General features: G+C 52.5%; 19 protein-coding genes and 1 pseudogene. 9 read left to right on the top strand and 11 right to left on the bottom strand.

The annotated features are described in order from the left end of the window. Positions 1-10 precede the first annotated feature (10 nt). Positions 11-1,189: a cytochrome c gene (locus J1782_RS15640; protein WP_217153480.1), complete on the bottom strand. Its 1,179-nt coding sequence runs from the start codon at positions 1,187-1,189 to the stop codon at positions 11-13. Next, positions 1,186-3,096 (bottom strand): FAD/NAD(P)-binding protein, encoded by a 1,911-nt coding sequence (locus J1782_RS15635; protein WP_217153479.1) that lies wholly within the window; start codon positions 3,094-3,096, stop codon positions 1,186-1,188. The genes J1782_RS15640 and J1782_RS15635 overlap by 4 nt, the downstream gene beginning before the upstream one ends. A gap of 342 nt (positions 3,097-3,438) precedes the next feature. Between J1782_RS15635 and J1782_RS15630 the strand changes: the two genes are divergently transcribed. The 3 genes and pseudogenes from J1782_RS15630 to J1782_RS26395 all read left to right on the top strand — a co-directional run. Continuing rightward, positions 3,439-3,840, top strand: coding sequence for a hypothetical protein (locus J1782_RS15630; protein WP_217153478.1), 402 nt, complete (start codon positions 3,439-3,441; stop codon positions 3,838-3,840). Positions 3,841-4,000: 160 nt separating this feature from the next. Further along, positions 4,001-4,369, top strand: a complete 369-nt coding sequence (locus tag J1782_RS15625; RefSeq protein ID WP_152325442.1) for an endonuclease domain-containing protein — start codon at positions 4,001-4,003, stop codon at positions 4,367-4,369. Between the two features lie 226 nt (positions 4,370-4,595). Further along, positions 4,596-4,766, top strand: a pseudogene (locus tag J1782_RS26395) (helix-turn-helix domain-containing protein); the annotation flags it as partial. Between the two features lie 81 nt (positions 4,767-4,847). On the opposite strand, the gene J1782_RS15615 reads toward J1782_RS26395, so the two are convergent. The 3 genes from J1782_RS15615 to J1782_RS15605 are packed head-to-tail and all read right to left on the bottom strand — an operon-like array spanning position 4,848 to position 10,539. Beyond that, complete coding sequence (locus J1782_RS15615) at positions 4,848-6,251, bottom strand: efflux transporter outer membrane subunit (protein ID WP_217153477.1); 1,404 nt, start codon at positions 6,249-6,251, stop codon at positions 4,848-4,850. Beyond that, positions 6,244-9,393 (bottom strand): efflux RND transporter permease subunit, encoded by a 3,150-nt coding sequence (locus tag J1782_RS15610; protein ID WP_208950571.1) that lies wholly within the window; start codon positions 9,391-9,393, stop codon positions 6,244-6,246. Before J1782_RS15610 ends, J1782_RS15615 begins: the two co-directional genes overlap by 8 nt. Positions 9,394-9,405: 12 nt before the next feature. Continuing rightward, the gene (locus J1782_RS15605; protein WP_165061702.1) at positions 9,406-10,539 is read right to left on the bottom strand and encodes an efflux RND transporter periplasmic adaptor subunit; all 1,134 of its coding nucleotides are present in this window, start codon (positions 10,537-10,539) and stop codon (positions 9,406-9,408) included. Positions 10,540-11,193: 654 nt separating this feature from the next. On the opposite strand from J1782_RS15605, the gene J1782_RS15600 reads away from it, so the two are divergent. Next, positions 11,194-12,696, top strand: a complete 1,503-nt coding sequence (locus tag J1782_RS15600) for a PTS transporter subunit EIIC (protein WP_217153476.1) — start codon at positions 11,194-11,196, stop codon at positions 12,694-12,696. A 173-nt stretch (positions 12,697-12,869) separates the two neighbouring features. After that, positions 12,870-13,886, top strand: a complete 1,017-nt coding sequence (gene malI, locus J1782_RS15595) for a Mal regulon transcriptional regulator MalI (RefSeq protein WP_165061705.1) — start codon at positions 12,870-12,872, stop codon at positions 13,884-13,886. A gap of 71 nt (positions 13,887-13,957) precedes the next feature. Here the strand turns inward: malI and J1782_RS15590 are convergent, their stop codons facing one another. Beyond that, positions 13,958-14,260 carry a phage holin family protein gene (locus J1782_RS15590; protein WP_217153475.1) on the bottom strand — a complete coding sequence of 101 codons (303 nt, stop codon included), beginning with the start codon at positions 14,258-14,260 and terminating at the stop codon, positions 13,958-13,960. A gap of 580 nt (positions 14,261-14,840) precedes the next feature. Here J1782_RS15590 and J1782_RS15585 point away from each other — a divergent pair. Beyond that, complete coding sequence (locus J1782_RS15585; protein ID WP_152325412.1) at positions 14,841-16,442, top strand: PTS transporter subunit EIIC; 1,602 nt, start codon at positions 14,841-14,843, stop codon at positions 16,440-16,442. A gap of 6 nt (positions 16,443-16,448) precedes the next feature. Here the strand turns inward: J1782_RS15585 and J1782_RS15580 are convergent, their stop codons facing one another. Beyond that, complete coding sequence (locus J1782_RS15580; protein WP_152325413.1) at positions 16,449-17,189, bottom strand: GntR family transcriptional regulator; 741 nt, start codon at positions 17,187-17,189, stop codon at positions 16,449-16,451. Positions 17,190-17,371: 182 nt separating this feature from the next. After that, complete coding sequence (locus J1782_RS15575) at positions 17,372-19,126, bottom strand: ABC transporter ATP-binding protein/permease (RefSeq protein ID WP_217153474.1); 1,755 nt, start codon at positions 19,124-19,126, stop codon at positions 17,372-17,374. A 129-nt stretch (positions 19,127-19,255) separates the two neighbouring features. Here J1782_RS15575 and J1782_RS15570 point away from each other — a divergent pair, with 129 nt between their 5' ends. Further along, positions 19,256-19,972: a tetratricopeptide repeat protein gene (locus J1782_RS15570; protein ID WP_152325415.1), complete on the top strand. Its 717-nt coding sequence runs from the start codon at positions 19,256-19,258 to the stop codon at positions 19,970-19,972. Between the two features lie 57 nt (positions 19,973-20,029). Here the strand turns inward: J1782_RS15570 and J1782_RS15565 are convergent, their stop codons facing one another. After that, entirely contained in the window at positions 20,030-20,353 is a 324-nt protein-coding gene (locus tag J1782_RS15565) for a DUF805 domain-containing protein (RefSeq protein WP_217153473.1), read from the bottom strand. Between the two features lie 289 nt (positions 20,354-20,642). Continuing rightward, entirely contained in the window at positions 20,643-21,518 is an 876-nt protein-coding gene (locus J1782_RS15560; RefSeq protein ID WP_165061714.1) for an MBL fold metallo-hydrolase, read from the bottom strand. 116 nt (positions 21,519-21,634) lie between these two features. Here J1782_RS15560 and J1782_RS15555 point away from each other — a divergent pair, with 116 nt between their 5' ends. Further along, positions 21,635-22,552, top strand: a complete 918-nt coding sequence (locus J1782_RS15555) for a LysR family transcriptional regulator (RefSeq protein WP_208950565.1) — start codon at positions 21,635-21,637, stop codon at positions 22,550-22,552. Between the two features lie 217 nt (positions 22,553-22,769). Further along, a complete protein-coding gene (locus J1782_RS15550; protein ID WP_152325418.1) occupies positions 22,770-23,933 on the top strand; it encodes an MFS transporter in 1,164 nt (387 codons plus the stop codon). Between the two features lie 79 nt (positions 23,934-24,012). Here the strand turns inward: J1782_RS15550 and J1782_RS15545 are convergent, their stop codons facing one another. Continuing rightward, positions 24,013-26,280, bottom strand: a complete 2,268-nt coding sequence (locus tag J1782_RS15545; RefSeq protein WP_152325419.1) for a TonB-dependent receptor domain-containing protein — start codon at positions 26,278-26,280, stop codon at positions 24,013-24,015. Between the last annotated feature and the right edge of the window lie 12 nt (positions 26,281-26,292).

Below are 26,292 nucleotides of genomic sequence, written 5' to 3'. Positions count from 1 at the left end.
AAACAAACCCTTATTTCCCCGCTTTCCTCGCCTTCGCCACATCACCCGGCGTAACTTCTGCTGCCTGATTTCCCCAGCTGGCGCGCAGGGTATTGGTGAGATCGGCGGCCTGCTGATCGGTCAGCGTCCAGCCGTAGCCCGGCATGGTGTTGGACATATGCTCTGCCGTCACCGGTGTCCGGGCTCCGTAGAGGATCACGCGCAGTAATGTTTGCGGATCCTCTGAATTGACGGTCAGATTGCCCGCCAGTGCCGGAATGGCAAACGCTTTCCCGTCGCCTTTCACACCGTGGCAGGTCGAGCAATAACGCATAAACGTCTGTTGTCCGGCTTGTGTCGCGACGGCTTTTTTGGCCGGTGCCGGTTGCGGCTCAGCTTTCAGGCTGAGCAGATAAACCGCCATGCTGTTGAGATCGTCATCGGTCATAAACTGCGTGCTGTTGGTGATCACTTCTCCCATCGGGCCGCTGACCGCATCATGAGTATTGCGACCGGTTTTCAGCAGCGTCACCAGTTCCGACTGACTCATTTTCAGGCCCCGCAGGGAGGGCGCAGACCAGCCATCGAGCTCGCCGCCGCTGAGAAATGCCCTGTCCTTTTCATCGACGGCTTTCTCCTGTTGTGCCCAGCCGCGCGGCGTGTGGCAGGCACCGCAGTGTCCGGCACCCTGCACCAGATAAGCGCCCCGGTTCCATTGCGCGCTCTTATCCGCCTGCGGTATAAACTCACCGTCTTCGAGGAAAACGCTGTTCCACACGCGCAGCGGCCAGCGCATCGACATTGGCCAGCTGATGTCATTTTCACGGTTAGCCACGGGCTGCGGTTTCACCTCTTTCATCAGATAGTCATACAGCGCGCGCATGTCTTTCGTGCTCATTTTCACGTAAGAGGTGTAGGGCATCGCCGGATAGAGCGCATGACCGTCTCTGGCAATGCCTTTACGCATCGCCTTGTCGAACTCTTCAAAACTGTAGCTGCCAATACCGTGCTGAATGTCCGGCGTGATATTGGTGGAATAAATCTCACCGACCGGCGTGGCGAAACGCACGCCACCGGTCAGATCTTTACCCTGCGGCGACGTATGGCAGGCCGCGCAGTCAGCGGATTTAGCGACATATTCCCCTTCGGACATCGCCATCGAAGAACCCGCCGTGGCCATCAGCGTGGCAAAAATCATCAGCTTTTTCATGCGCTCACCTTCTTCATGGCCGTCAGTTCATTCACTGCCCGCCAGGCCTGATCCACTGCCGAGTTAGCGTACGGGCTCCAGTCGGAATCTGAATTGGCGATGGTGATACGTCCGACCGGTGTACGCGCCAGATGAATGGTTTTCTGCGATTGTTCTTCGTCGTCGAACATCCCGCTGAGGAAATAGGAATAGCCGTGCGACCAGCGGTTGACGGTGATCGCCATGATGTCGCGCTGATGGTCAAAACCGGCTTCACCGAACATGCCCTGAAGCTGATCGCGGATCATCTTTTCATGCACATCGAACGAGGTGCCAAGCAATAACGCGCGCCCCTTACGCGACTGTTCGCGCGGGCTGAGGCCGCTGCCCGGCAGTGTTGGCACGTAAACCATATGCAGGCCAATCGGCTGATTCGGATCACGCGGATGCTGATAGCCGCCCATATCCACCGGATAATCGAGCTTCACGCGACTGTAAGGCGCGGCGGGGGAATAAATCTCGTGGACGCCGAGTTTAATAAACGGCTGCCAGTTACGGATCACCACTTTTGAATAAACCAGGGGGGCTTTGACGTTTTCTTTCAGCGCAGCTTTTTGCGCTTCAGGGATTTCCGGCACCAGATACGGGATCATCATATTGTATCCGGCCATCACCGCCTGACCGGCGCGAACCCGGTGCAGCGTGCTGCCGGTCATGTACGTCACTTCTACCGCCGGTTTACCTTCATGTTCCACGTTGGCGACATGCATCCCGGTGCTGTTCAGGCGAAGCCGCACCGGCTGCCCGGTTTTATCAAGCTGGCTGTAATCGAATTTCGCCAGCACGATATCTTCCATCGTGTTACCCGGCGCCACGTCCGGGATCAGATGGCGAACCATCAGTCGTGCTAAACCAGCATTGCCGTCCGGAAAGTGGAAAATATACGGCTCGTCGAGATCGGCCAGCGACTCGGCATCCAGCGGAGGTAATCCCATGCCTTCCAGCCCCGGCAGGGCGCAGATGCGGGCGTCGCTGCAAGAGGTGGCATCAATTCCGACCGCCTGAAAATCGTTGGTACGCTGCTGGAAATAGCGGATAGCGATTTCACTCAGCCCGACTTTTTCGCGCAGAAACTGGGTATAACTGTGCCCGTCGACCCAGGCGGTTTTTTCTTCCTGACTCATGCCGTGCAGATAATCTTTCGATTCAGTGTGCAGGGCAATCAGCGCCTGACGGTCTGATTCCGGCAGCGGGAAATCGCTGATGAATGCAGTAATATCGCGGCCATTGAGGCGATCGGGTGGGATATCATCTGCGACCGCACGACCCGGATCGCCACTGACAATTTTATCGACGCCGAAGTTTTTACGGTCGAAATACACCCCGCGGCTCAGGTGCAGATCAGGATAAAACGTCTGATCAAAGTCTTTCGCCATCTTCTCGATATCGACGTTCAGGGTTTTCAGCAGACCCATTGCTACCGGACTGAAATTGGTGCGCGGCGACTGGAAGGACTCGCTGCCGCCGTAGCCCAGCAGCATTTTATCTTCGACGTGGAATTCATTACGCTTGGCGTGGCCGCCGAAATCATCATGGTTATCGAGCAGCAAAATACGCTGATCTTTACCGTGCTGTTCCTGCCAGAAACACGCCGCCGCAAGCCCGCTGATCCCGGCCCCGACCACCACCAGATCAAACTCATCCTCAACAGGCAAACCGGAAGGCCCGACCTTTTTGCCTTCGCGCCCGAGGATATGCGCCGCTTCGTAAGAACCCTGATGATTACCACGCAACCCGGTGAGGGAAGGCGGGTAATACAACGACTGCGTGGCCGTTTGCGGCGAAGCCCGGAGCGCCTCAAACGGAGTCATACCGGCAGTGACCGTAATAGCCACACCGTTGAGAAAATCACGACGAGTGATGCCCATATTGTTTCCTTAAAATTACACCATCAACCCGCGCGGAAGCCGCACGGCAAAAGCTTTTCGCTCAAAAATTGTCTAAATATTTTAACAAATTTAACATAAAGAAACACTTAGCGAGCGTGACGGCAGGCGCAAATGAGGAAACAAGGGGAGTTCACCAGTAACAAACTTCTGAAAATTCCATTTTTAAAGGTTCCCGAATGGTTTGTGAAAACATACGGGCATAACGTATTGCCTCACTTTTTAAAAAGGAATTTATCAGAATGGCAATCCCGGCATATTTATGGCTTAAAGATGATGGTGACGACTCAAACGATCAGTTCTGGATAAAGTGTGGTATCGATTATGCAAAAAGAACGGGGTTTTAAAAAACGCTATGCTTTGGTGCCTGTACTTTTTGCGTTTATGTTAATCGCATGGGTCATTCACTTTCTTAAATTTTCAGTGGAAGAGGAGTTATATAAGAAGGTTAAAGTGAATAATCTGGTCACCTTATATATAACCCAGGCCAGCGCCGGAGCAATGACGTCATTTTCGTACCACTATTATTTGTATGATGCGACGAAAAGTGAGGCTGATTTTATGGCTCACATTGATGATCAAAGGGCATTCATGGTCACATCTGACAGCAAGGCCACGGCCACAGCCAACAATGATCATCTATATCTTCGCGTTCGTGGCGATATATCCTCATTCGATAATGGAAGCTATAAAGTTATTGTGCATCTGGACGCTTTGCCTTATTAAAATAAAGACAGCGGGGCTTTTAAAAAAAGATTGGAATGAAGGCCGCAGCACTGGTGTGAGAAAAATATCATCACCGCATTTGCAGATACCCTCAGTACGGCTCCTCCCCCTGCGAAGGGGGAGGTTGGGTGGGGGGTATTAAAGACATCGCGGTGGTGGCATGTTCAATGATTCAAAACAGAAAGAATTACGCAAGGATCTGCGGGGAAATCTTACTTATCCAGAGTTTGTTTTATGGCAGGCGATCCGGTGTAAAGCGCTGGGTACTAAATTTCGCCGTCAGCATGGGATCGGGCGCTATATCGTCGATTTTTACGCCGGAGAGGTGAGGCTGGTGGTTGAGCTGGATGGTGAAAGTCATTTCAGTGAGAAAGGGATGGCAGCGGATAAAATCAGAACGGACTTTCTGTGTGATTCAGGAATGAAAGTTATCCGGTTTACGAATCTTCAGGTTATGCAGGAATTACCTGAAGTTCTTGAGCATTTGAGAAATGAAATTATGCGTCGAAAGACAATGTTAACTTTCTGATTTTATTTTTAATACCCCCTCCCAGCCTCCCCCTTCGCAGGGGGAGGAGTTAAAAGCCCGATCGGCTTCCTCTCCTGCGAAGGGCTGGGGTGGGGTGGGGTATTAATGGTTACTCGGTGAAAAAATTCCCACCAAAATAATTTTTATCAGTATTTAGCTCAGCTAACTCATCAATATTAAATTTCATCTTATCTATCAATGACCTGAACACTATTCCTCCGGTTTTATCCCGTTTTGGGATAATTTTTCACCCGCTGACTGGCATCAGGCAGACATCATTGCGGCATTGCGTAAACGGGGCACGACATTGGCCGCGGTATCGCGCAGCGTGGGATTGAGTTCATCCACGTTGTCGAATGCCCTGTCTCGATCATGGTCAAAAGGGGAGAAGATTCTGCGATGAGTATTTTTACGGGATGATGAGTCTACGGGTTTAAAAAAACGCCGGCTTCCGTCGGCGTTTGCGTTAATTCAAAACCTACTCCTTCCATCCCCCGCCCAGCGCTTTATACAAACTGATGTCCTGATTCAGTTGGGCAAGTTGTGTGGTGATCAGCGTTTGCCGGGCTGAGTACAGCGAGCGTTGCGCGACCAGTACGCTCAGATAATTATCTATACCGCCTTTAAAGCGCATCTGCGAAAGATCGTAGTTGCGCTGGTTGGCGTCGGCGTCCTGCTGGCGCGCCAGAAGTTCGTCTTTATAAGTCGCCTGACCGGCTAAACCATCAGACACTTCTTTGAACGCCGTCTGAATCGCTTTTTCATAGTTGGCGATATCAATTTTTTTGGTGTCTTTCGCGATGTCGAGATTGGCCTGATTCACGCCGCCGTCGAAGATTGGAATGTTGATCGAGGGCATAAAGGACCACGCGCCGGTGCCTCCGTCGAACAGTTTACTCAGACTGCCGCTTTCAGAACCGGCGGTGCCGGTCAGTGTAATGCTCGGGAAGAACGCAGCACGCGCTGCGCCGATGTTGGCGTTGGCCGCTTTCAGCGTATGTTCCGCTGCAATAATATCGGGGCGGCGGGTCAGCAGATCAGACGGTAAGCCAGCCGGTGTCTGCGGGAATTTCCAGTCCTGTTGCAGGGTGGCGTCCGCCAGCAGATGCGGTGGAATGGTGGTGCCAACCAGCAGCGTCAGCGCGTTCACGTCTTGCCGTACCTGGCGCGTGTACTGCGCGATATCGGCCTGCGCCGCGCGTACCGTGGTTTCGGCCTGCACCAGATCCTGAGAGGTGCTGATGCCGGAGTCGTAACTGCGTTTGGTCAGCTCGTAGGATTTGTTCTGGCTGTTGGCGGTATTGATCGCCAGTTTCAGCAGGTCGTTATCCGCCGCCAGACTCAGGTAACCGGAAGCCACTTCAGACACCAGCGAGATTTGCGTTGCGCGCTGCGTCGCTTCGGTGGCGAGATAGGTTTCCAGCCCCTGATCACGCAGGCTGCGCACGCGGCCAAACAGGTCAACTTCATAAGACGTCACGCCCAGATTGGCGCTGTATTGCTGATATGTTACCGGTCCGGTGCTTTGCGTCGAATACAATCCGCCCGGCAGATGCTGGTTGGTTTCACCGGCGCTGGCGTCGAGGGTCGGCAGCAGCGCGGCGCGGTCAATCTGGAAGGCAGCGCGGGCGGTATCGACGTTTAACGCCGCGACCCGAAGGTCGCGGTTATTCTTCAGGGACATACCAATCAGCTGGTTCATCGCCGGCTGACTGAAGAACGCTTTCCAGCCGATATCCTGTGCGGCACCGGTTTTGGCACCGTCCCAGTTGCTGGCGACCGGCAGCGCAGGGCGCTGATAATGCGGCTCCATCGTACAGCCCGCCAGCAGGGTGAGTGTAAACGCGCCGATAAGTGACAGCGCGAAATGCGATTTATTCATGGTGTGTTGCCTCAGACGCAGGAAGCGCCTTGTCTTGTTTTTTCGATTTGCGGGTGAACAGATTCACAATCGTCACGTAGAACATCGGGACGAAGAAAATCGCCAGGAAGGTCGCCGTAATCATCCCGCCAACCACGGCGGTACCGATGGAATGCTGGCTGCCTGCGCCCGCACCGCTGGAAATCGTCAGCGGGAATACACCCAGAATAAAGGCCATCGAGGTCATGATGATTGGCCGGATACGCAGCTTGGCCGCTTCAATCGCCGCTTCCGTAACCGACATGCCTTCGTTCTCATGCAGCTCTTTGGCGAACTCGACAATCAATATGGCGTTCTTTGCCGCCAGTCCGACGGTGGTTAACAGGCCGACCTGGAAGAAGACGTCGTTGGATAATCCGCGCAGCAGCACCGCGCCGATGGTGCCTAAGATCCCAAGCGGAACCACCAGCATGACCGAGAACGGAATCGACCAGCTCTCGTAAAGTGCCGCCAGACACAGGAACACCACGATCATCGACAGGGTATAAAGTGCCGGTGTTTGTGAGCCGGAAAGCTTTTCTTCATAGCTCAGGCCGTGCCATGCCACTTTGTAACCCGGTGGCAATTTGGCCGCGATTTCCATTACCGCGTCGTTGGCGTCGCCCGAGCTGTAGCCCGGTGCCGGTGCGCCCATCAGTTCGACGGAGGACACGCCGTTAAAACGCTCGTAACGCGGTGAACCGTAAACCCATTTACCGCTGCCAAAGGCGCTCCACGGCACCATATCGCCGCTGGAATTCCGGAAATACCAGTTGTTTAAATCTTCCGGAGTGACACGCGAAGCCGCCTTGCCCTGGATGTAAACGCGCTTCACGCGGTTGTTGTACATGAACTGGTTCACGTACGCCGAACCCCAGGCCGCCGACAACGTATTGTTGATGTCGTCGAGGCTAAGACCCAACGCCTGTGCGCGTTCATCGTCAATTTCCAGCTGATATTGCGGCTCATCTTCCATGCCGTTAGGACGCACGGCGGTCAGGCGTTTGTCCTGTGACGCCAGTTGCAGGAACTGGTTACGTGCGGCCATCAGCGCGGCGTGACCCTTGCCGTTGGTGTCTTGCAGGAAGAAGTCGAAGCCGGTGGCGTTACCCAGTTCCATGACCGCAGGAGGAACGAAAGCAAACACGCGGGCGTCTTTGATGGTGGCGAAATGCGCCATTGCACGACCCGCCAGCGCCTGAACTTTCTGCGCCGCGTCCGGACGTTTCGCCCAGGTTTTCAGCTGTACAAAGGCGATACCGACGTTCTGCCCGCGACCGGCGAAGCTGAAGCCGTTGGCGGTGAACACCGACGACACAATCCCGCCTTCTTTATCCATCAGGTATTCACGGACGTTATCGAGCACTTCCTGCGTACGTTGTGATGAGGCGTTGGCCGGCAATGTGGCCTGAACCAGCATCACGCCCTGGTCTTCATCCGGCAGGAAAGTGGTGGGCACGCGGGTAAACATAAAGCCGGTGGCAATCACAATCAGCAGGTAAATCAGCATAAACAGACGACGGCGGGAGATGACCGTACCGACGGCGCGGGTGTAATGCATCGCGCCTTTGTCGAAATTACGGTTAAACCAGCCGGCGAAGCCTTTCTGAGATTTCTCTTCGTCGTTGTGTCTGATGATGGTGGCACACAGCGCCGGGGTGAAAATCAGTGCCATCAGAACCGAAAGCGCCATCGCGGAAACGATAGTGATGGAGAACTGACGGTAGATGATTCCGGTCGAGCCGCCGAAGAATGCCATCGGCACTAATACCGCCGACAGCACCAGTGCGATCCCGAACAGGGCGCCCTGAATCTGTTTCATCGACTTAATCGTGGCTTCTTTGGGCGATAACTTTTCTTCCGTCATCACACGTTCGACGTTTTCCACCACCACGATGGCATCATCCACCAGCAGGCCTATCGCCAGTACCATCCCGAACATGGTCAGGGTGTTAATGGAATACCCCGCGGCCGCCAGAATCCCGAACGTCCCGAGCAGAACGACCGGCACCACCAGCGTGGTGACCAGCGTGGCGCGCAGGTTTTGCAGGAACAACAGCATGACGCAGAACACCAGCACGATGGCTTCGATAAGCGTTTTCACCACTTCTTCAATGGAAGCGCTGACCACCGGCGCAGTCTGATACGGGAACTCGACTTTCACGCCCGCAGGCAGGGAATCCTCCAGCCCGGCGACGGTGGCTTTCACCGCTTTGTCGGTATCCAGCACGTTCGCGCCGCTCGCCAGACGCAGGGCGATAGCGGTAGAAGGACTGCCGTTAAAGGTAGATGAGATGGAATAACTTTCCGGCCCCAGATCCACATTCCCGACATCACTCAGACGTACCTGCGAGCCGTCAGCGTTCACTTTCAGCAGCACGTTTTTGAACTGGTTAATGCTGTCGAAACGGGTTTTGCCGATGATGGTGGCGCTGAGTTTGCTGTCTTTCACCGTCGGTAATCCGCCGAGAGAACCGGAAGACACCTGCACGTTTTGCGCTTCGATGGCGGCGCTGACATCACTGGGGATCAGCTGATATTTATAGAGTTTCGCCGGGTCTAACCAGATACGCATCGCGTACTCTGAACCGAGCACCAGGAAGTCGCCGACGCCTTTGGTACGGACAATCGGGTCTTCAAGTTTGGTGACCAGCAGGTTACTCAGATCCGAGTTACTCATTTTGCCATCAGTTGAAATCAGGCTGACCAGCAGCATGAAGTTGGCCTGATATTTGGCAATACGGATCCCCTGATTGACCACTTCGGTCGGCAACTGCGATTCGGCCAGAGACACTTTGTTCTGCACCTGAACCTGCGCGATATCCGGGTTGGTCCCCTGATCGAAGGTGGCGATGATTGTGGCGCTGCCGTCGCTGTTACTTTGTGATTCGATGTAACGCAGGTTATCCAGCCCGTTAAGTTGCTGTTCAATAACCTGAACGACGGTGTTCTGCGCGGTTTCTGCCGAAGCACCCGGATAGGTGACGCTGACGGAAATCGCCGGAGGCGCGATATTCGGATACTGGTTGATCGGCAGTTTCATGATCGACAGCGCACCGGCGATCATGATGACGATGGCGACCACCCAGGCGAATATCGGGCGATTAATAAAGAAAGTAGACATTCAGCTCACCCGTTATTGCGCAGAAGGATCGGTCATCGCGAGATTAGCCTGTTCGGCAGGGGCGCTGGCTTTGCGCTCGGTGGCATTCACTTTGGCGCCAGGCCTGACGTTTTGTAATCCGTCGGTGATCACTTTATCGCCGTCGTTCAGCCCCTGATTTGCCAGCCAGTAGCCATTCATCATCTGGCCGGTAGTGACGGAGCGCTGTTCGACGGTGTTATCGGCTTTCACCACGTAGACGTACGGTGCACCTTTCACGTCGTGCATGATCGCTTCCTGCGGCACCAGGATCCCTTTGTCATCCACGCCCTGTTGCAGCTCGGCGTGAACAAACATGCCTGGCAGTAATTCGTCGTGCGGATTCGGGAATGAGGCGCGCAGCGTCACGGAACCGGTGCTTTGCGAAACCGTCACTTCTGAGAATTCCAGCTTGCCCGGCAGCGCATATTTACTGCCATCTTCCAGCGTCAGCGTGGCCTGTGCGGCGTTTTCACCGGCCGACTGTAATTTGCCGGAAGCCAGCGCGCGACGCAGTTTGAGTAAATCCTGTGAGGATTCACTGACGTCCACGTAGATAGGATTCAGCTGGTCAATCGTGGTCAGATACGCCGTCTGGCCACTGGTCACCAGCGCCCCTTCGGTATACAGCGAGCGTCCGATGTGGCCTGAAATCGGCGCGTAAACTTTGGTGTATTGCAGATTGACGCGGGCGGTTTCGACATCGGCGGCGGCTTCGCGCTCGGCAGCTACGGCGTCGTCATACTGCTGACGGCTGACTGCCTGCGCTTCGACCAGCGGTTTGTAACGGCGCGCGGTGGCATCGGCGCTTTTCCATGTCGCCATCGCGCGGTCATAGGCCGCCTGATAAGTGGCGGGGTCAATCTGATAAAGCTGCTGACCAGCTTTGACTTCGCTGCCTTCCACAAACAGGCGTTTTTGGATTACGCCGCTGACCTGTGGACGAACTTCGGCGCTGCGCACCGCGGTTGTGCGGCCGGGCAGACGGGTAGTTAACGTGACGGGCTGGCTGTGCAGAGTGACGACATTGACCGCAGGCACTTGTGCCGCCGGAGAAGCAGAACCGGCGGAACCATCACATGCGGAAAGCAGTACAACCGTACTGACAGAAAGAAACTTCAGGCGCATAGAATTCACTCTTTTTGGGGAATTGAGAATAACCGTTCTCAACAAGTCCCCCACTATACGAGAGCGCCACAATTCGCTGTGTAAGGTTATTGTCATGACGCATGTTGCGATGTTTCAAAATGGAAGGTAAATGTTGCGGCATAACCCCTTGTATCATTGAGGTTTTAATCTTTTCGTGCAGTCGCAAAGGGCAGGTTATTTGTTACTTAGCAAACTAACCAATAGGCCTTAAGCGGGATTTATAGCAGATTCATCTGAACGTAAATGAATTGTTGTCGCGCGGCGAAGTGTGATCTGGATCAAACAAATTTATACATTTTAACCTGCCGTTTACCAGAAAAGGCTGAAGGTTCTTCCCGTCTGCCGTTACCTTAAGACCCGAGAGCGAGCAGTTCTCACATTTGCTTGTTGCCAGCCGCTCTGAACGACGGCCAGTTGCAACCCCCGTGCCCACAGTCCGATGTGGGCTTTTTTTTGTCTGAATATCTCGTCTTTTACCGCTTTCTCGCTGTGCTGCTTCACACTATCAAAAAAATCCATTCCCAAATGACTGGCCACAGTATCAATATTTCTGCCATTTCGACATGATAAGTATAACGTTATAGTAGAACGTTATACTTGAATTAACGAACTAATTAATAGGGATATTTACTAATGAAGATGTTTTCAGGTTTTGTAAAATCGTTGTCGAAACTGTCCATGATAGGCAGGGCGCTTATGCTGCCCATTTCATTGCTTCCTGCGGCGGGACTTTTGCTGGCTTTTGGTGACCGCTTTCATTTACCTCTGATGATGAATGCGGGCGGTGTCATTTTTGACAATCTGCCACTGCTATTTGCGATTGGTTCCGCCGTCGGATTAGCCGCAGAATCAGGTATTGCTGCCTTATCGGCCGCTGTCTCTGTGTTAACCATCAACGTCACGATGGGGACGCTCCTGCATATCACGCCGGAAATGGCGGCTGCCGGGGGGAAATATGCGATGGTGCTTGGGATACCGACCCTGCAAATGGGGGTCTTCGGTGGACTGATTTCCGGCATTCTTGCGGCATGGTGTTACAACAAATTCAATACATTGCAATTGCCTGAATTCCTGGGTTTTTTCTCCGGAAAACGTTTTGTGGCTATCGCGACGGCATTTCTGTCTTTCTTGTTGGGGATGGGACTGCCCTGGGTCTGGTCATACATCCAGTCAGGGATTGACGGGCTTTCTGTAGTGGTCAATGGCGATAATCAGGTGTTATCGACCTTTATTTTCGGCACAGTCGAACGTGCACTTATCCCGTTGGGCCTGCATCACATTTGGTATCCTTCCTTCTGGTATTCATTTGGTGAATACACCACACAAACGGGGCAGGTCATTCACGGTGATCAGACAATTTGGTTCAAAATGCTGGAGGAAGGGGTTAAATCTTTTAGCAGCGATAGCTACCAGAATGCTGGCAAATTTATGCAGGGTGAGTTTCCGCTGATGTTGTTTGCATTGCCGGCGGCTTGTCTGGCGATGTATCACGAAGCCAATACAAAAAATAAGAAAATTGCTTTCGGTATTCTGTTTTCTGCTGCCCTGACGTGTTTCCTGACGGGGCTCACCGAGCCTGTTGAATTTACTTTTATTTTTGTTGCGCCTGTGTTGTATGTCTTCAACGCATTGATGGCGGGTGTCTCTTATATGTGCATGTATCTGCTGCATGCGCATATTGCTAAATCCTTCTCCGCGGGCTTAATCGACTACATTTCTTTTGGCATTTTACCGTCTCTGAATGACTACCAGACCCACTTCCTCAGCGCCGTGTTCGTGGGGATCCCGATGGCGATCATTTACTATTTCACTTTTCGTTTTGTTATCCGACGTTTTGATATTAAAACGCCAGGCCGTACAGAGGTGATGGTGAATTGTGATGACAAAACAGATACGGAAATTTCTCATGAAATTATAACGTTACTGGGCGGTCAGGAAAATATTCTGTCCATCAGTGCCTGCATAACACGCTTACGTCTGGAGATAGCAAAGAGTGAGTTAGTCAATAAAGATGGCCTGAATCAGGTCGGTGCCAGAGGCGTAGTCTTTGTCGGAGACAAAGGCATACAGGTGATTTTTGGTGCAAGGGCGCAATTTATTGCCCAGACAATGTCTGAAATCACGCTTAAGCCCTAGAATGAGACGGGCCACCTCTGCTGGCCCGGTTATTCCTTTCGATACGTCATGCCGGCAACCCCGTAACCCTGAAATACCTGGGCATTCTGTGAGACAATTGGACAATAACGTTCCGGATCCTCAGGGAGGCCGTATGCCATCGATTGAGAAGAACAAAAGCAGCAAGAGGCCTGATGAAAAAAGTAAACATTACTGATGTCGCGAAACGGGCGGGCGTCTCTGTTTCAACCGTTTCTCTGGTATTGCGCCAGAAAGGAAAAATTTCTGAAGCGACTATCGGGAAAATCCGTTCGGCTATCGACGAACTCGGTTATGTCCACAACGTAGCTGCAGCGAACCTGCGCTCGAATACTTCTAATCTTATCGGTCTGATTATCGATGATTTTAGCGATACGTTTTCTCTGAAGGTTATGGCCAGCATTGTGCGTAATCTTGAGCTTCAGGGGTATATGGTATTTCTGGGTCAGCCACAAAATGATGAATTAACGCTACGCCACTGCCTGAGATCCTTCCTACAGCAGGGTGTTGCCGGCGTTATTTATCTCACTTGTGATCATTTGTCGAAAAAGATCCCGGATCCGGTTATTGAAAGTCATTTACCCGTTGTGATTGTTTCAAAATCAGGTGTAGAAGGTGCTCAGGATAGTGTCGAATGCAATAATCGTGAAGCGGGGATCAATATTACCCGTTATCTTATTGAGCGTGGTCATCGTGGTATTGCTTATCTTGGCGGAAATAAACGCTGCCTGATCCGTGAAGAACGATTGCAGGGATATCGCTATTCATTAGCGCAATATGGTTTGCCGTTTCGCGAAGATTGGCTTCCCGAATGCGAAGAGAGTACTTTTGCCGCCTCCGCAGCCGTGGGCGACTTATTGAAAAAATACAATAATATTACTGCGATTTTATGCCATTCACCTTCTGCAATCATTGGATGTATAAACGGAGCGCATCGTATCGGGCGCACCATCGGGAAAGATATTTTTCTCTCGCAACAAATTTCGGTAGCAGGGTTTGAAGATATGATGCATATCAACCTGACTTCTCCTTCCCTTACGTATGTTTCATCTCCCGGCGAAGAAGCAGGATACGAAGCGGCATCGCTTATCATTAAAAAAATCAAAGAACCGGCCCAGGATTTTCAGAGAATTGTTATTTCCAGTCAGCTGGTTTTACGCGAATCGGCTTAAGCTGGAATATCTCAAAAAAATACCAGCTCATGGTGAGCTGGTATTCATTATTGACAGCATTGTAAATTATGCTAATACGCAATAATCTGCGGTGCCCTCCAGTAATAATCCAAAGCGGCAACACCCATAGCACCAGATATACCGCATATTGCCAGAGTGGTATGAAATCCCGATCCCATACTTTCTGATAGGAGTCCGGCAACGACGCCTGTAAATGCAGATATAATAACCTGTGCGATTACCGCCACAAAACTCCGGCATATTTTCCCAGAACGTACATCTATAATGTATCTGACCACGCCACCCCAGGCAGCGAATATAAAAATGTATAGCCAGCTTACAATGTTATTATTGGATGGATCTCTCCACGGCAAGGTATGACTCCCTTTTATATCAGTTGGTGGTGGTGGAAATATATTATTCGGTTTTTGTTAAATCAGTATTTATTTCGTTCTTAACAATGAGAGAAGAATAACTATTGCACCATAATGATTCGTGATCATTGTCACAATTTTCTACACCAATAGATTTTAACGATCGATTAACGCGTTACGGTAAGTTTTTTATTGTTGATGATTATTTAATTATTCATATCAATGATGTTTTTAAGTTATTTACTATTGGAAAGTAAATACTCTTAATCCCTTCGTTGATTTTCATTTGTTGGATATATTTATTTTTAAGGTTTCTACGTCATAAAGTTAATGATGGTCTTTACTTATTCCACTATTTAAACCTGAAGGGGGCTTGTGGGCTGAACACCCTCCCCTATGTTCATCTGCATCTTTTACCGCTGCACTCAAAGTCCTCTGAAGATCCCATTCCCACTCTTCTTTTACCGCGCAAAACTGTGATCTCTTTCATACTCCTGACTTCTATGTCTATACAACTATACATTCTGTGACTTAACTCAATTAACGGCTTATTTTTAGCCACCCAATTGAGGGATTTCAGATGATTAAACTTGGCAGCAAAATTCACGATCTGGGCAAAGCCCTGATGACGCCTATCTCGGTGATTGCCGCCGCCGGGATCTTCTTAGGGCTGGCGGCCGCGTTACAGAATCCGGCGGTGACCGGCGAAGCCTTTACCCAGATGAAAACTTTGCAGCTGGTGATCGGGTTTATCCGTCAGGTTTCCGGCGCATTGTTCGCCAATCTTCCGCTGTTTTTTGCCGTTGCTACCGCGATGGGTCTGGCCAATGCAGAAAAGGCCACGGCGGCCTTTTCCGCAGTGATCGGCTTTGTCGGGCTGCACGTCGGGGTGAATTACAGTTTGCTGGCGCAGGGGATTTCACCGGACACCATTACCGTTGCGAAGCTCACCGCAAAGGGCATGACCGAAAGTAACGCGATGATTTACGCTGCCGAATTCACCAACACGCTGGGGATTTTCACCTACAACATGAGCGTGCTGGGCGGTGTGCTGGTCGGGCTCATCACCATGTGGCTGCATAACCGGTTTTATACGATTGTGTTGCCGACGGCGATTGCCTTCTTCGGCGGGCGTCGTTTCGTGCCGATTATTACCATCCTCGTGCTGCCGGTTGTCGGCGTCATTATGTCGCTGATCTGGCCGACGATTGCGCTGGGTATTCAGTGGGTTGGCGAACTGATTGGCCGCACGGGAGAAATCGGGACGTTCATTTATGCAACGTCGGAACGTCTGCTGATCCCGACGGGGTTGCATCACATCATCAACGAAACCGTGCGTTTCACGCCGATTGGCGGGGTAACGACGGTGGATAATCAGAGCATTGTCGGTGCGCTGAATATCTTTAATGCCGCACTGGCCGATCCGGGGATGATCCCGGACGCCGTTACGCAGCAGGCGACACGGTTCCTGGCGCAGGGGAAAATTCCGGTCATGATGTTTGGCCTGCCGGCGGCCGCGCTGGCGATGTATCACTGCGCGCGCCCCGAACATAAAGGCCGTGTGAAAGCGCTGATGCTGGCGGGCGGACTGGCGTCATTTACCACCGGGATCACCGAGCCGCTCGAGTTCTGCTTTATCTTCGTCTCGCCGGTGCTGTATATCCTGCATGCGGTGCTGACCGGGCTTTCGTTCGTACTGATGCAGATGCTGCATGTGATGATCGGTAACGTGCAGGGCGGGGCGATCGACTTCCTGATCTTCGGCGTACTGGGCGGCAGCAAAACGCACTGGTGGTATCCGCTGATCCTCGGGATCATCTATGCACCGGTTTACTACTTCAGTTTCCGCTGGGTTATTTTACGCATGCAGGTGAAAACGCCGGGGCGTGAAGATGAAAATGATGCCGAAGAACGTGCAAAACCGGCGCAGGGAACCGGCGAGAAAACCAAAAATATTATTATCGGTCTGGGAGGCGAGGGAAATATTACCGCCGTCGACTGCTGCTTTACCCGTTTACGGGTTAAGGTCAAAGATATGGCTCAGGTGCAGGACGGCACGTTAATGAATACCGGTGCGGCAGGTGTGAAACGGATCACCGAAACGGATGTTCACGTTATTTATGGCCCGCAGGTTGAACAGGTGGCGAATCTGGTGAAGGCGGAGTTGTCAGGAATAGCCTGATGGCCGCTAGCTTTTAACTTTGGCATGGACGCTGAAGCTGTAATTTTTCTGGTTGTAGTAGACGTCGGAAACTTCAAACAGCGTGCCGTCGGTAAACGACACCACGGCGTGCGAATGCAGCACCGGCTGGTCGCGCGACAGATTCAGTGCCAGGCGGATTTCATTGGAAGGTAGTTCGGCGGAAATCAGTTTTGTGCTGCCCGCAGGCTGAAAACCTTTGGATCGCAGATAGGCGTATTTCGACGATGTCATCGCCGCGCGGCTGATATCCGGCAGGTTATCGGCGCGCATCCAGCATTGTTCATACACGAACGGCTCATCGCCCAGCAACCGCAGGCGGATCATAAAATAGACGTCCGTTCCCGCCGGGATATTCAGCTCGCGGGCGATTTCGTCGCTGGCGGGCGTCCGGCGAAATTCCAGTACCTGATTTTCGATGCGCTGATTATTTTCCTGCGCGACTTCGCTGGCGGTCAGATGGCGGTCGAGCGGCAGAATGATTTTTTCCTGCCTTGCGGGCCCGACGACAAACGTGCCGCGCCCGCGAAAACGGGCGACCTGACCCTGACGCACCAGATAATCCACCGCTTTGCGTGCGGTCATGCGGGATACGCCGTAGATTTCGCACAGCGCCGCTTCCGTCGGGATCGGGTCACCGGCTTTGATTTCGCCCGCGCTGATTTTCTCGGTAAGTTGCTGCTCGATTTGCAGGTAAAGCGGTATGAACGAGTTTTTATCTATTTTCATCAGACCTGAACCTCCGGATTTAAAGAAAGTCACTTAAGGATAATTGTATAGTCAGGTATACATTTGAACCAGGCAGACTGTTGATTTTCTGCGCGAAATGGGTTTCAGCACACAAAAAAGAAAGGTTGCTGACATCAGCAACCTTTCTGTATTTCGAAACCACAGGACGGTGGTGTCAGATTTTATTCAGCCAAAATCGCCGAAGCGGTGAATCCGCACGGGCCGTTTACCTGATTCTTGAACTGCCAGCAATGCTGATGATATTTTGCCACCGTGCTGCGGTGCGCGACGCTGATTACCGAGGTTTCCGGCAGTTCGCTCAGCAGCAGCGAATAAACCCGGTGTTCAGTTTCTTCATCCATTGCGCTGGTCGCTTCATCAAGGAACAGCGTATCAGGCTTGATCAGCAGGGCGCGCGCGAACGACAGACGCTGTTGCTCGCCCGGCGACAGGCGCTGGCTCCAGTTGGCGTAGTCATCCAGCACTTCAGTTTTCGCCAGATGCGGCAGACGGCATTGTTCCAGCACGCGCTGCAACTGCTCGTCGGTGTATTCGCGGTCAGTGTCCGGATAACTCAGCGCATCGCGCAACGTCCCGATCGGGATATAACTGCGCTGTGGCAGGAACAGATAGCGCTTACCTTCGGCCAGCGAAACATTGCCTGCGCCATAAGGCCAGATACCGGCAATCGCGCGCAGCAACGTGGATTTACCACAACCAGAAGGCCCCGCAACCAGCACGCGTTCGCCCGGTTTCATGGCCGCAGAAACGTTGCAGAACAGCGGGCTGCCGTCCGGCAGATTCAGCGTCAGGTTATCAAGTTTCAACGCATGTTCTGCGTTTTGGCTCACTTTAATGCCGCGCGGCTGAGCGTTCACCTGATCAATGGCGGCATTGAAACCGGCCAGACGGTTCACGGTGGCTTTCCAGCTTGCCAGATTATCAAACGCATTGATAAACCAGGATAACGCGTCCTGAACCTGACCAAATGCCGAGGAAATTTGCATCAGCGCGCCCAGCTGGATTGCACCGGAGAAATAGCGCGGAGATGCCACCAGAATCGGGAATATATTGGCAAACTGCGCGTAGAAGTTGGTGGCAATGTTCAGGCGACGGGTGACGCGCATGATTGACCACCAGTTGGTTTTGATGGAATCAAATTTGCCGGTCAGCTGGTCGTGCTCATTTTTCTCGCCGTGATACAACGCAATCGCATCGCTGTTTTCACGGATACGGATCAGCCCGAAACGGAAGTTCGCCTCGAACCACTCCTGATTAAAACCTAAACGAACTAACGGTTTACCGACCGACCAGATGATGGCAGAACCGACGGCAGCGTAAAGGATTGCGAACCACACCATATAACCGGGGATCGTGAATTCATGGGAAGCAATCGCAAAAGACAGCGGCCCGCTGATAGACCATAAAATAAACACGAAGGAGAACAGCGTGACTACGCTCGACAACAGCCCGAGCACCAGAGAAAGCGTGCCGCTGGTCAGGGAATTCAGGTCATCGGAAATACGCTGATCGGGGTTATCGACCTGATGCTGATACTCCGTGTAATAATAGGCGTGATTGGTCAGCCACTTCTCCATATACTCTTCGGTCATCCAGCGCCGCCAGCTCATTTGCAGGCCCTGCGTCAGATAAACGCGATACACCGCAATGACGATAAACAGCAGCGCCAGCCAGGTAAATTTGAACAACTGGGCTTTGAAAACCGGATAGTTTCTGTTTTGCAGCGCGTCATAAAAAACGCGGTTCCATTCGTTAAATTGTACGCTGAGGTATACGCCGGCCAGCGAGAGGATGATAATCGTGGTTAACATGCCCCAGGCACGCCACTTTTCTTCTGAGCGCCAGTAAGGCTTAATTAGCTGCCAGACGGCGCCCCATTGCGCCGATTTCCCAGGTTTTTTAGTCATAATAGCCATATGTAATCGATATGTTGTGAAGCCAATCATCCCAGAATGAGTGTCTCAGTGCGATAGAGCAATGAGCCACTTGTAAGGATGTTTTTCCAGCACGAAGCTCTGTAGACCACAAAAGTAGAAGGATGTTTGATGAAAGTCGCAGTGAATTTACTGCTGGTGGCAGGATGTTTTGCCAGTGTTGAGGCATTTGCTCAGATTGATGAACCGGATATTGCGAATGATTGCGTAAAAGCGGGCATCTATGCGGCCGCCGGAAAAGTGGCGTATCAGCAAGGGGAATTCGCCAAGGCGCGGGAGATTTTCCGTAATCAGGTGGCCTGGAGTGAGTTTTGCCACAAACCTCAGGACCAGATTGCGACGGCTTACAACAACATCGCGCTGACCTATATAAAGCAGGGAGATTACCTGAAAGCCAAAGCCTGGCTGATGCTGGCGCCTTCGGACAAAAAATCGCAGTACAATCTGGGGCAGATTCAGCCAAAACTGGATGCCTTACCGCAACCGGAATCTCCGGCAGGCGTTTACTGGCAATATGCCGGTTTCGGCAGCTGGAATCTGGTGGAAGTCAAAGCGGAAGAAGCGCAGTTCAAAATCGATTTCACCGGCATGTACATGGGGCAAATGTCGTTGTATTACGGCCCGAATACCGGCGAATTTTCGGTGGTGACGGCCATTAAAGATCATCACGCGGTTTACCATGAAGCCGACGACGCCTCTGCGGGTGACGGTGAATGCAGCGTGGACATGAATTTCGATCCGCAGAACGTGAAACTGCATACCACCGGTGACTGCGGCTTCGGACACAACGTGCAGGCCGAAGGGCAATTTGTCAGAGTGACACCGTAGGTTGAATTATTGCTTTCAGTAATGCGGGTGCCCAATCTGGCACCCGATTTCACCCTTTTATTCCGCCGGATAAGGGCCAAAGCGGTTATCTTCAGGATCGCTTTTGAAGAACATCAGGATCAGGTTAAAAACGGGGCAGAGGATCCACCAGCCGCTGTAACCTGCATCGTGATTACGGCGAACCATAACTGCCAGACCCGGTAACAACGCGAATAAAGAGTAAAGCGTCGATATAATCCAATCATCGCCAAATAACAGGGCAATCAAAGTTATGCCCATTGAGATAAGGCCATTAAAAAGGGTAAACCACCAGTACTCTCTTCTTCGCGCGCGGCCAGAAAATGTGGAGTAATTCTTAAGTGCCTTGATATACCAATTCATAATATTCCTTTATATAAATTGAGGTGGGTAATCCCAGAATGAATAGGATTTTCCCTGTACCTTTTGGGGAAGTGTAATGCCGTGCGGAGTCTAATACGGGGAAAGTGAGGCTTCAATTGCTGATTAATGTGTTGTTATTGTTTAATAAAGGATTTTTCGGCTGTTTAGGAAAGGCGAATGGCTAACACAATGATTAATAATAAAGAGAATTTCCTATACTTTCTGAAAATAAAAAACGGCGATAAATAATATCGCCGTCAGTTTTTATTCATTATTTAAAAAAGTGTATTCACTGCGGCCACTTCATTTCGCCTTTCAATACTTTTGCACTCAGCTGTAATGAAGAATCGTCTTTCAGCTGCGGATAATGTTTTTTCATCGCAGCGATCAGTGTGGCAGAATCTTTCGCTTTTGGTCGTTCTTTTTCCAGCGTCAGCAGATAGTTGCGGGTGAATTTCACTGCTTCCAGCGTCTGAGAAGCGCCTGGCAGGAAATGCCCCGGCACCACAACGGACGGTTTCAGCCCGGCGATTTCATCCAGCGCTTCGACCCACTGTTTGCGCGATGTCGTGGTTTGCGTATCGGCAGTCCAGACATGCATGTTGTCGCCATTCACCAGCACACCGCCGACGACGGCTTTCAGCGACGGGATCCACACGAAAGTACGTTCTGCATCCACGCCCTGAATTTCAAACTTGTGGCCTTCCAGTTCAAAAGATGTGCCTTTCAGCGGAGCCGGTACGACGACCGATTTCGGCGCGTTGTCTTTCAGTTGGGGGCCCCAGAAAGCGACTTTGCCGTCTTTGGTGGCATTGATCTGATCGACCGTTGCCTGTGTGGCGATAATTTTAGCCTCCGGGAATGCCGCGTGGATCACGTCCAGGCCAAAGTAAAAATCCGGATCCGACTGGCTGATGTACACGGTGGTCAGCTTTTTGCCGGTCGCTTTGATCATCTCCACCAGCTTCTGCGCGTCATTGCGCTGGAACTGTGCGTCGATCAGCACCGCGTCTTTTTCGCCGGTAATAATTTCAGAAGACACCGGAAATACGCTTTTTTCACCGGGGTTATAAACGTCCATTTTCAGCGCGGTGGCGGCATGAGCGGACAGGCTGCTGCCCAGCAGAGCAACGATCAGGGTCAGGGGTTTCAGGCACAAGCGCATAGCATTTCCTCAGAGAGCAAAAATAATCACGTTCAGTAAGCATCTACTGTACGTTGCATAATCCGCGGGAAAAACCGGATAATGCGCAACTGTTTGTTGCATAAACCGGACGAATCATGGACAGAATTACCGCTGCACAAGTTTTTGTTGCCATCGTCGAACGCGGAAGCATGATCAATGCCGCCGAGTCGCTGAATATGTCACGGGCGATGGTGACGCGTTATCTGTCGGAGATGGAAAAGTGGTCGGGCGCGCGCCTGCTGCACCGCTCGACGCGAAAACTCAGCCTGACCGATGCGGGCGAAAACACGCTGGCGCGGTGCCGGAAAATGCTGTCGGTGGCGGCGGAAATGGCCAGCGTGGCGGATACCGGTGACGAAGCGCTGCGCGGTTTGCTGCGCCTGAGTTGTTCGCAATCTTTCGGGCAGGGCGCGGTGGTGATTGCGGTCAGCGAATTTCTGCGCCGACACCCGCAGGTGAGTATCGATCTGCAACTGGAAAGCCGGGCAATTAATCTGGTGGAAGATCGCATCGATCTGGCGCTGCGCATTACTAACGATCTGGATCCGAATCTGATTGCCCGTCCGCTGGCACTGTGTCCGTCGGTGGTGTGCGCATCTCCGGCTTATCTGGCCGCGCAGGGAACGCCATTGCATCCGCAGGATCTGAGCGTCCACAACTGCCTGACGTACACCTATTTTGGCAAAAGCCTGTGGCAGTTTGAGCATCAGGGCGAAAAAGTGACGGTGCCGGTGAGCGGTAACCTGAGCGCCAATGAATCGCTGGTATTGCTGACCGGCGCGGTGGAAGGCGCGGGGATCGTCATGCAGCCTTATTATTCGGCGGCGCCACTGATTGCCCGCGGGCAGCTGGTTTCCCTGCTGGAAGGCTGGCAGCCGCAGGAAATGGGGATTTACGCGATTTACGCGTCACGGCGGCAGATGCCTGCGGCGCTGCGTGCTTTGCTCGATTTCCTGGTGGAATGGTTCAAAGGGCATCCGCGCTGGCTGTCCCTGACGGATGAAAAACGCTGAGCTGCTGCGCAAGGCGCTTACTGGAATCGGTTCCTTTTCCGCTTTTATCGCATTTTATGCAATGTATTGTTATGTAAAGATTAATCCGGATATTGAACGTTTTGCAGGCAGTAAGGGCACAGACTGCGTCTGGTCAAAAGTGTGATCAACGTGGTATTTAAGCCAATCCGGTGGAATACCGGAGCCATTAAACATAACTAAAATATCCGGAGTTTTTATGCCTGTCGCACTCCTGGCACTGGCGCTAAGCGCATTTGCCATCGGTACCACCGAATTCGTCATCATGGGGCTGTTGCCCAATGTGGCGGGTGATCTGAATGTCAGCATTCCTTCCGCAGGCTGGTTAATCAGCGGCTATGCGCTGGGCGTGGCTATCGGCGCGCCAATTATGGCCGTGCTGACCGCCAAACTGCCGCGCAAGAAAACCCTGCTGCTGCTGATGAGCATCTTTATTATCGGCAACGTGATGTGTGCGTTGTCCTATAGCTATGGCTTCCTGATGCTGGCGCGCGTGATCACCGCACTGTGCCACGGCGCATTCTTCGGGATTGGCGCGGTCGTGGCGGCCAGTCTGGTGGCACCGAACCGCCGTGCTTCTGCGGTGGCGCTGATGTTTACCGGCCTGACGCTGGCGAACGTGCTGGGTGTTCCGCTGGGCACCGCGCTGGGGCAGGCTTTTGGCTGGCGTTCAACTTTCTGGGTCGTTTCTGTCATCGGTGTGGCGTCGCTGTTTGCGCTGTATAAAAAGCTGCCGGATAAGAAAGAAGAAGAACCGACTGATCTGCGTAAAGAAATCCGTGCGCTGGGCAGCCTGGGTTTGTGGCTGTCGCTGTCGATTACTATCTTCTTTTCTGCGGCGATGTTCGCACTGTTCACCTATATCGCGCCAATCCTGACCGAAATCACCGGCGTTTCTGAGCACGGCGTCAGCTGGACGCTGCTGCTGATTGGCCTCGGCCTGACCATCGGTAACGTGGTTGGCGGGCGTCTGGCGGACTGGCGTCTGGGCGTTTCCCTGACCATGACTTTCCTGCTGATCGCCGTGTTTTCCGTGCTGTTCAGCTTCACCAGCGTGCATCTGGTGGCCGCGGAAATCACGCTGTTCATCTGGGCGATGGTGAACTTCGCCGCCGTACCGGCCTTGCAGGTGAACGTGGTGACCTACGGTAAACACGCGCCCAATCTGGTGTCGACGCTCAATATTGCAGCCTTCAACGTCGGTAATGCGCTGGGTGCCTGGGTGGGCGGCGTGGTGATTGAACGCGGGCTTGGCCTGAGCGTTGTTCCGCTGGCAGCGGGCGGTTTGGGCGCTGCCGGCTTTGTGCTTTGCGTGATCACTTTCCGCCGTGCGGCGAAAAAGGCTGAGAAAGCCGTCGCGTAACCGGTAAGAAATGTGTTGAAAGGGCCACGCGGAATGATTTCTGCGTGGCCCTTTTTTTGCTTTTTCTGAGGTGACGCGATCAGAAGCGGATTTCGCCGCCCGCGATATACGTCCGGCCGCGCGCTGTGTTAACCGACGTGCCCGGGTCATTCTGGCCGTACATAGAATTCAGTTTATTCAGGGCTTCTGAATAATCTTTATCCATCAGGTTCTGCACGGTGAATTTCAGCATCACATTACGGTTGATTTCGTAGGTGCTGTAGAGATCGACAATCGTCGGGATCTTCGGCATATCTTCGTTTTCCAGCGCGCCGGTTTTTTCGTTGAAGTTCTGATCCGGCGATGTACGGCGGGTTTTCCCCGTGTATTTCACCAGCGAGCCTACGGTCAGGGATTCATCGAGGAAACGCACGCCGGTATCCACCGTGAAATACAGTTGCGGCAGCTCGTTAATATTGCCGACGCCAAAGGAACCGGTGGCGATCGACGTCGGCTGATTGGTGTGTTCCTTGCTGAACGAGAGTTTGGCGAAGGCGCGTCCGGCATCATATTCCGCTTCAATCTCGACGCCGTGTGTGCGCACCGGCGACAGGGAATTCACGTAGATATACATGTTGTCGGAATACTCATCGCTGGCATCTTCCCAGTCGTTTTGAATATTTTCGCCGATGCTGCATTTGCGGCCATTGCGGCACACCATAAAGGATTCGCTGTAGATGTAATTCTTGATTCTGCTGGTGTAATACAGGGCCTTCAGGCGGAAAGCATCCTCTTCAAACAACAGGTTACCGGCGGTGGAGTTGAAACCAATCTGGTAGGTTTCAGCCCGTTCGCCTTTCAGGAACGGGTTCATGGAGGCGCCGCCGGAGTTGGAGAAAAACACTTCCTGAACGTTCGGACCGCGCATGGATTTGCTGTAGCTGACGAACGGCTGGAACCACGGCCGGACTTCCGCTGACAACATGACCGACGGGTTAAATCCGTCTTCAGTTAAATGAATATCCTGTCCGCCCTGCGGGAAACAGGCGACGCGCGGATCGCACGCCGGTTTGTATCCGCTGAGATCGTAATAGCTGTAATTCAGGTCAAAGTTGGCCTGCCAGATGCCTTTTTTCAGCTCCAGTCCGGTATACAGACTATAAACATCCTGCTTGCCGGAAGGCTGGAAAGTATTGTTCTCGATAGACTGTTCTGCCGCATCCGGGTTATCCGGATCCCAGGCGTTGCTGTTGATGTTTTTATCGTACTTATTTCGCATCAGCTTGCTGCCATAACTCCACGCCAAATCCACGTCAGCAAGCGTAAAGCGTGAGGTATTATTAATATCGAGAGCGTCGGACTGATTGCTGGCATCGGTATTATAAAAAGTATAAAGCGTGTCCTCGTTATACTTTTGATTCCCGCGGCTGGTGCTGAGCATCAGATTAAAATCCACCAGCTCAGAAAAGGGCGCGAAATGATATTTCACATAGAAGTCATCGCTGCGGATATCACGCTGGGTAAATTTATTCCCGTAATGCCGCCCGGATAATTCAATAGAGTTAAATTCATCCGGTTTAATATCCACTTTCACTAACTGGGATTTCGGATTCTGGCGGTAACTCTTTTCGTAGCCGAAATCGCTGCTGTTCTGACCGTCGCCATTTTTGAAATCAGCATCGATAGAACTGCCGCTGATGGCCGTCATAATGCCAAAACTGCCGGTGTCGGTGAAGGCGTCTGTTTTGCCCGCCACCGCCACCATACCGCTTTCGCCGATGCCGTTATTCCCGGCGGAAAAGCGGGTGCGGATCCCGAACGGATTGTCGGAAAAAATCACGTCATCCACGCCGATAGTGCGCAGGTTGGCGCTGCCCGCGAGGGCGTTAACCCCGGCTGAACCGGCGCTGGAGCCGCGCGAGACATCAATGCCGACCAGGAAATTCGGGTCGATCAGTGCGCCCGCCGCGCTGCTCGTCGAGCCGTGGGAAATCCCGCCCGGTACTGAGGAGCCGTAGAAGTTTTGGGTGACGCCGTCGATCATGGTGTTGACGCGGCCAAAGCCGGACATTCCGCGAATATTGATGTCTACCGTGCCCTGGCTCGGGTCAATTTGCGTGAAGGTGCCGGGTATGCCGCGCAACACGGAATCGGTCGATTGCAGGTTGGTGTTTTCGCCGCGCGAGCTGAACGCGCCGGGTTTTGCCATCGCTTCATGTTCACTGTTTACTTTTGCCGCGGAAACTTTCAGCGGGCTGAAGGCGACGGTTTCTTTATTGTTTTCTGAATCAGTGGTGTCAGCGAATGCCAGCGGTGCGGCCAGCGTTAAACCGGCACTCAATATGCCGGTGAAAAGTGTATTTTTCATATTCCCTCGAGG

Origin of the sequence: Rahnella sp. BCC 1045 (assembly GCF_019049615.1) — a bacterium.
In the GTDB taxonomy this organism is placed as follows: Bacteria; Pseudomonadota; Gammaproteobacteria; order Enterobacterales; family Enterobacteriaceae; genus Rahnella; species Rahnella contaminans.
The sequence above is the reverse complement of the archived record's forward strand: the minus strand, read 5'-3'. Positions and strand labels throughout refer to the sequence as shown.

Bases quoted from the DNA above. Each gene is read 5' to 3' on its own strand.
- J1782_RS15640 (WP_217153480.1), bottom strand. From the start codon at position 1,189: ATGAAAAAGCTGATGATTTTTGCCACGCTGATGGCCACGGCGGGTTCT.
- J1782_RS15635 (WP_217153479.1), bottom strand. From the start codon at position 3,096: ATGGGCATCACTCGTCGTGATTTTCTCAACGGTGTGGCTATTACGGTC.
- J1782_RS15630 (WP_217153478.1), top strand. From the start codon at position 3,439: ATGCAAAAAGAACGGGGTTTTAAAAAACGCTATGCTTTGGTGCCTGTA.
- J1782_RS15625 (WP_152325442.1), top strand. From the start codon at position 4,001: ATGTTCAATGATTCAAAACAGAAAGAATTACGCAAGGATCTGCGGGGA.
- J1782_RS15615 (WP_217153477.1), bottom strand. From the start codon at position 6,251: ATGAATAAATCGCATTTCGCGCTGTCACTTATCGGCGCGTTTACACTC.
- J1782_RS15610 (WP_208950571.1), bottom strand. From the start codon at position 9,393: ATGTCTACTTTCTTTATTAATCGCCCGATATTCGCCTGGGTGGTCGCC.
- J1782_RS15605 (WP_165061702.1), bottom strand. From the start codon at position 10,539: ATGCGCCTGAAGTTTCTTTCTGTCAGTACGGTTGTACTGCTTTCCGCA.
- J1782_RS15600 (WP_217153476.1), top strand. From the start codon at position 11,194: ATGAAGATGTTTTCAGGTTTTGTAAAATCGTTGTCGAAACTGTCCATG.
- malI (WP_165061705.1), top strand. From the start codon at position 12,870: ATGAAAAAAGTAAACATTACTGATGTCGCGAAACGGGCGGGCGTCTCT.
- J1782_RS15585 (WP_152325412.1), top strand. From the start codon at position 14,841: ATGATTAAACTTGGCAGCAAAATTCACGATCTGGGCAAAGCCCTGATG.
- J1782_RS15580 (WP_152325413.1), bottom strand. From the start codon at position 17,189: ATGAAAATAGATAAAAACTCGTTCATACCGCTTTACCTGCAAATCGAG.
- J1782_RS15575 (WP_217153474.1), bottom strand. From the start codon at position 19,126: ATGGCTATTATGACTAAAAAACCTGGGAAATCGGCGCAATGGGGCGCC.
- J1782_RS15570 (WP_152325415.1), top strand. From the start codon at position 19,256: ATGAAAGTCGCAGTGAATTTACTGCTGGTGGCAGGATGTTTTGCCAGT.
- J1782_RS15565 (WP_217153473.1), bottom strand. From the start codon at position 20,353: ATGAATTGGTATATCAAGGCACTTAAGAATTACTCCACATTTTCTGGC.
- J1782_RS15560 (WP_165061714.1), bottom strand. From the start codon at position 21,518: ATGCGCTTGTGCCTGAAACCCCTGACCCTGATCGTTGCTCTGCTGGGC.
- J1782_RS15555 (WP_208950565.1), top strand. From the start codon at position 21,635: ATGGACAGAATTACCGCTGCACAAGTTTTTGTTGCCATCGTCGAACGC.
- J1782_RS15550 (WP_152325418.1), top strand. From the start codon at position 22,770: ATGCCTGTCGCACTCCTGGCACTGGCGCTAAGCGCATTTGCCATCGGT.
- J1782_RS15545 (WP_152325419.1), bottom strand. From the start codon at position 26,280: ATGAAAAATACACTTTTCACCGGCATATTGAGTGCCGGTTTAACGCTG.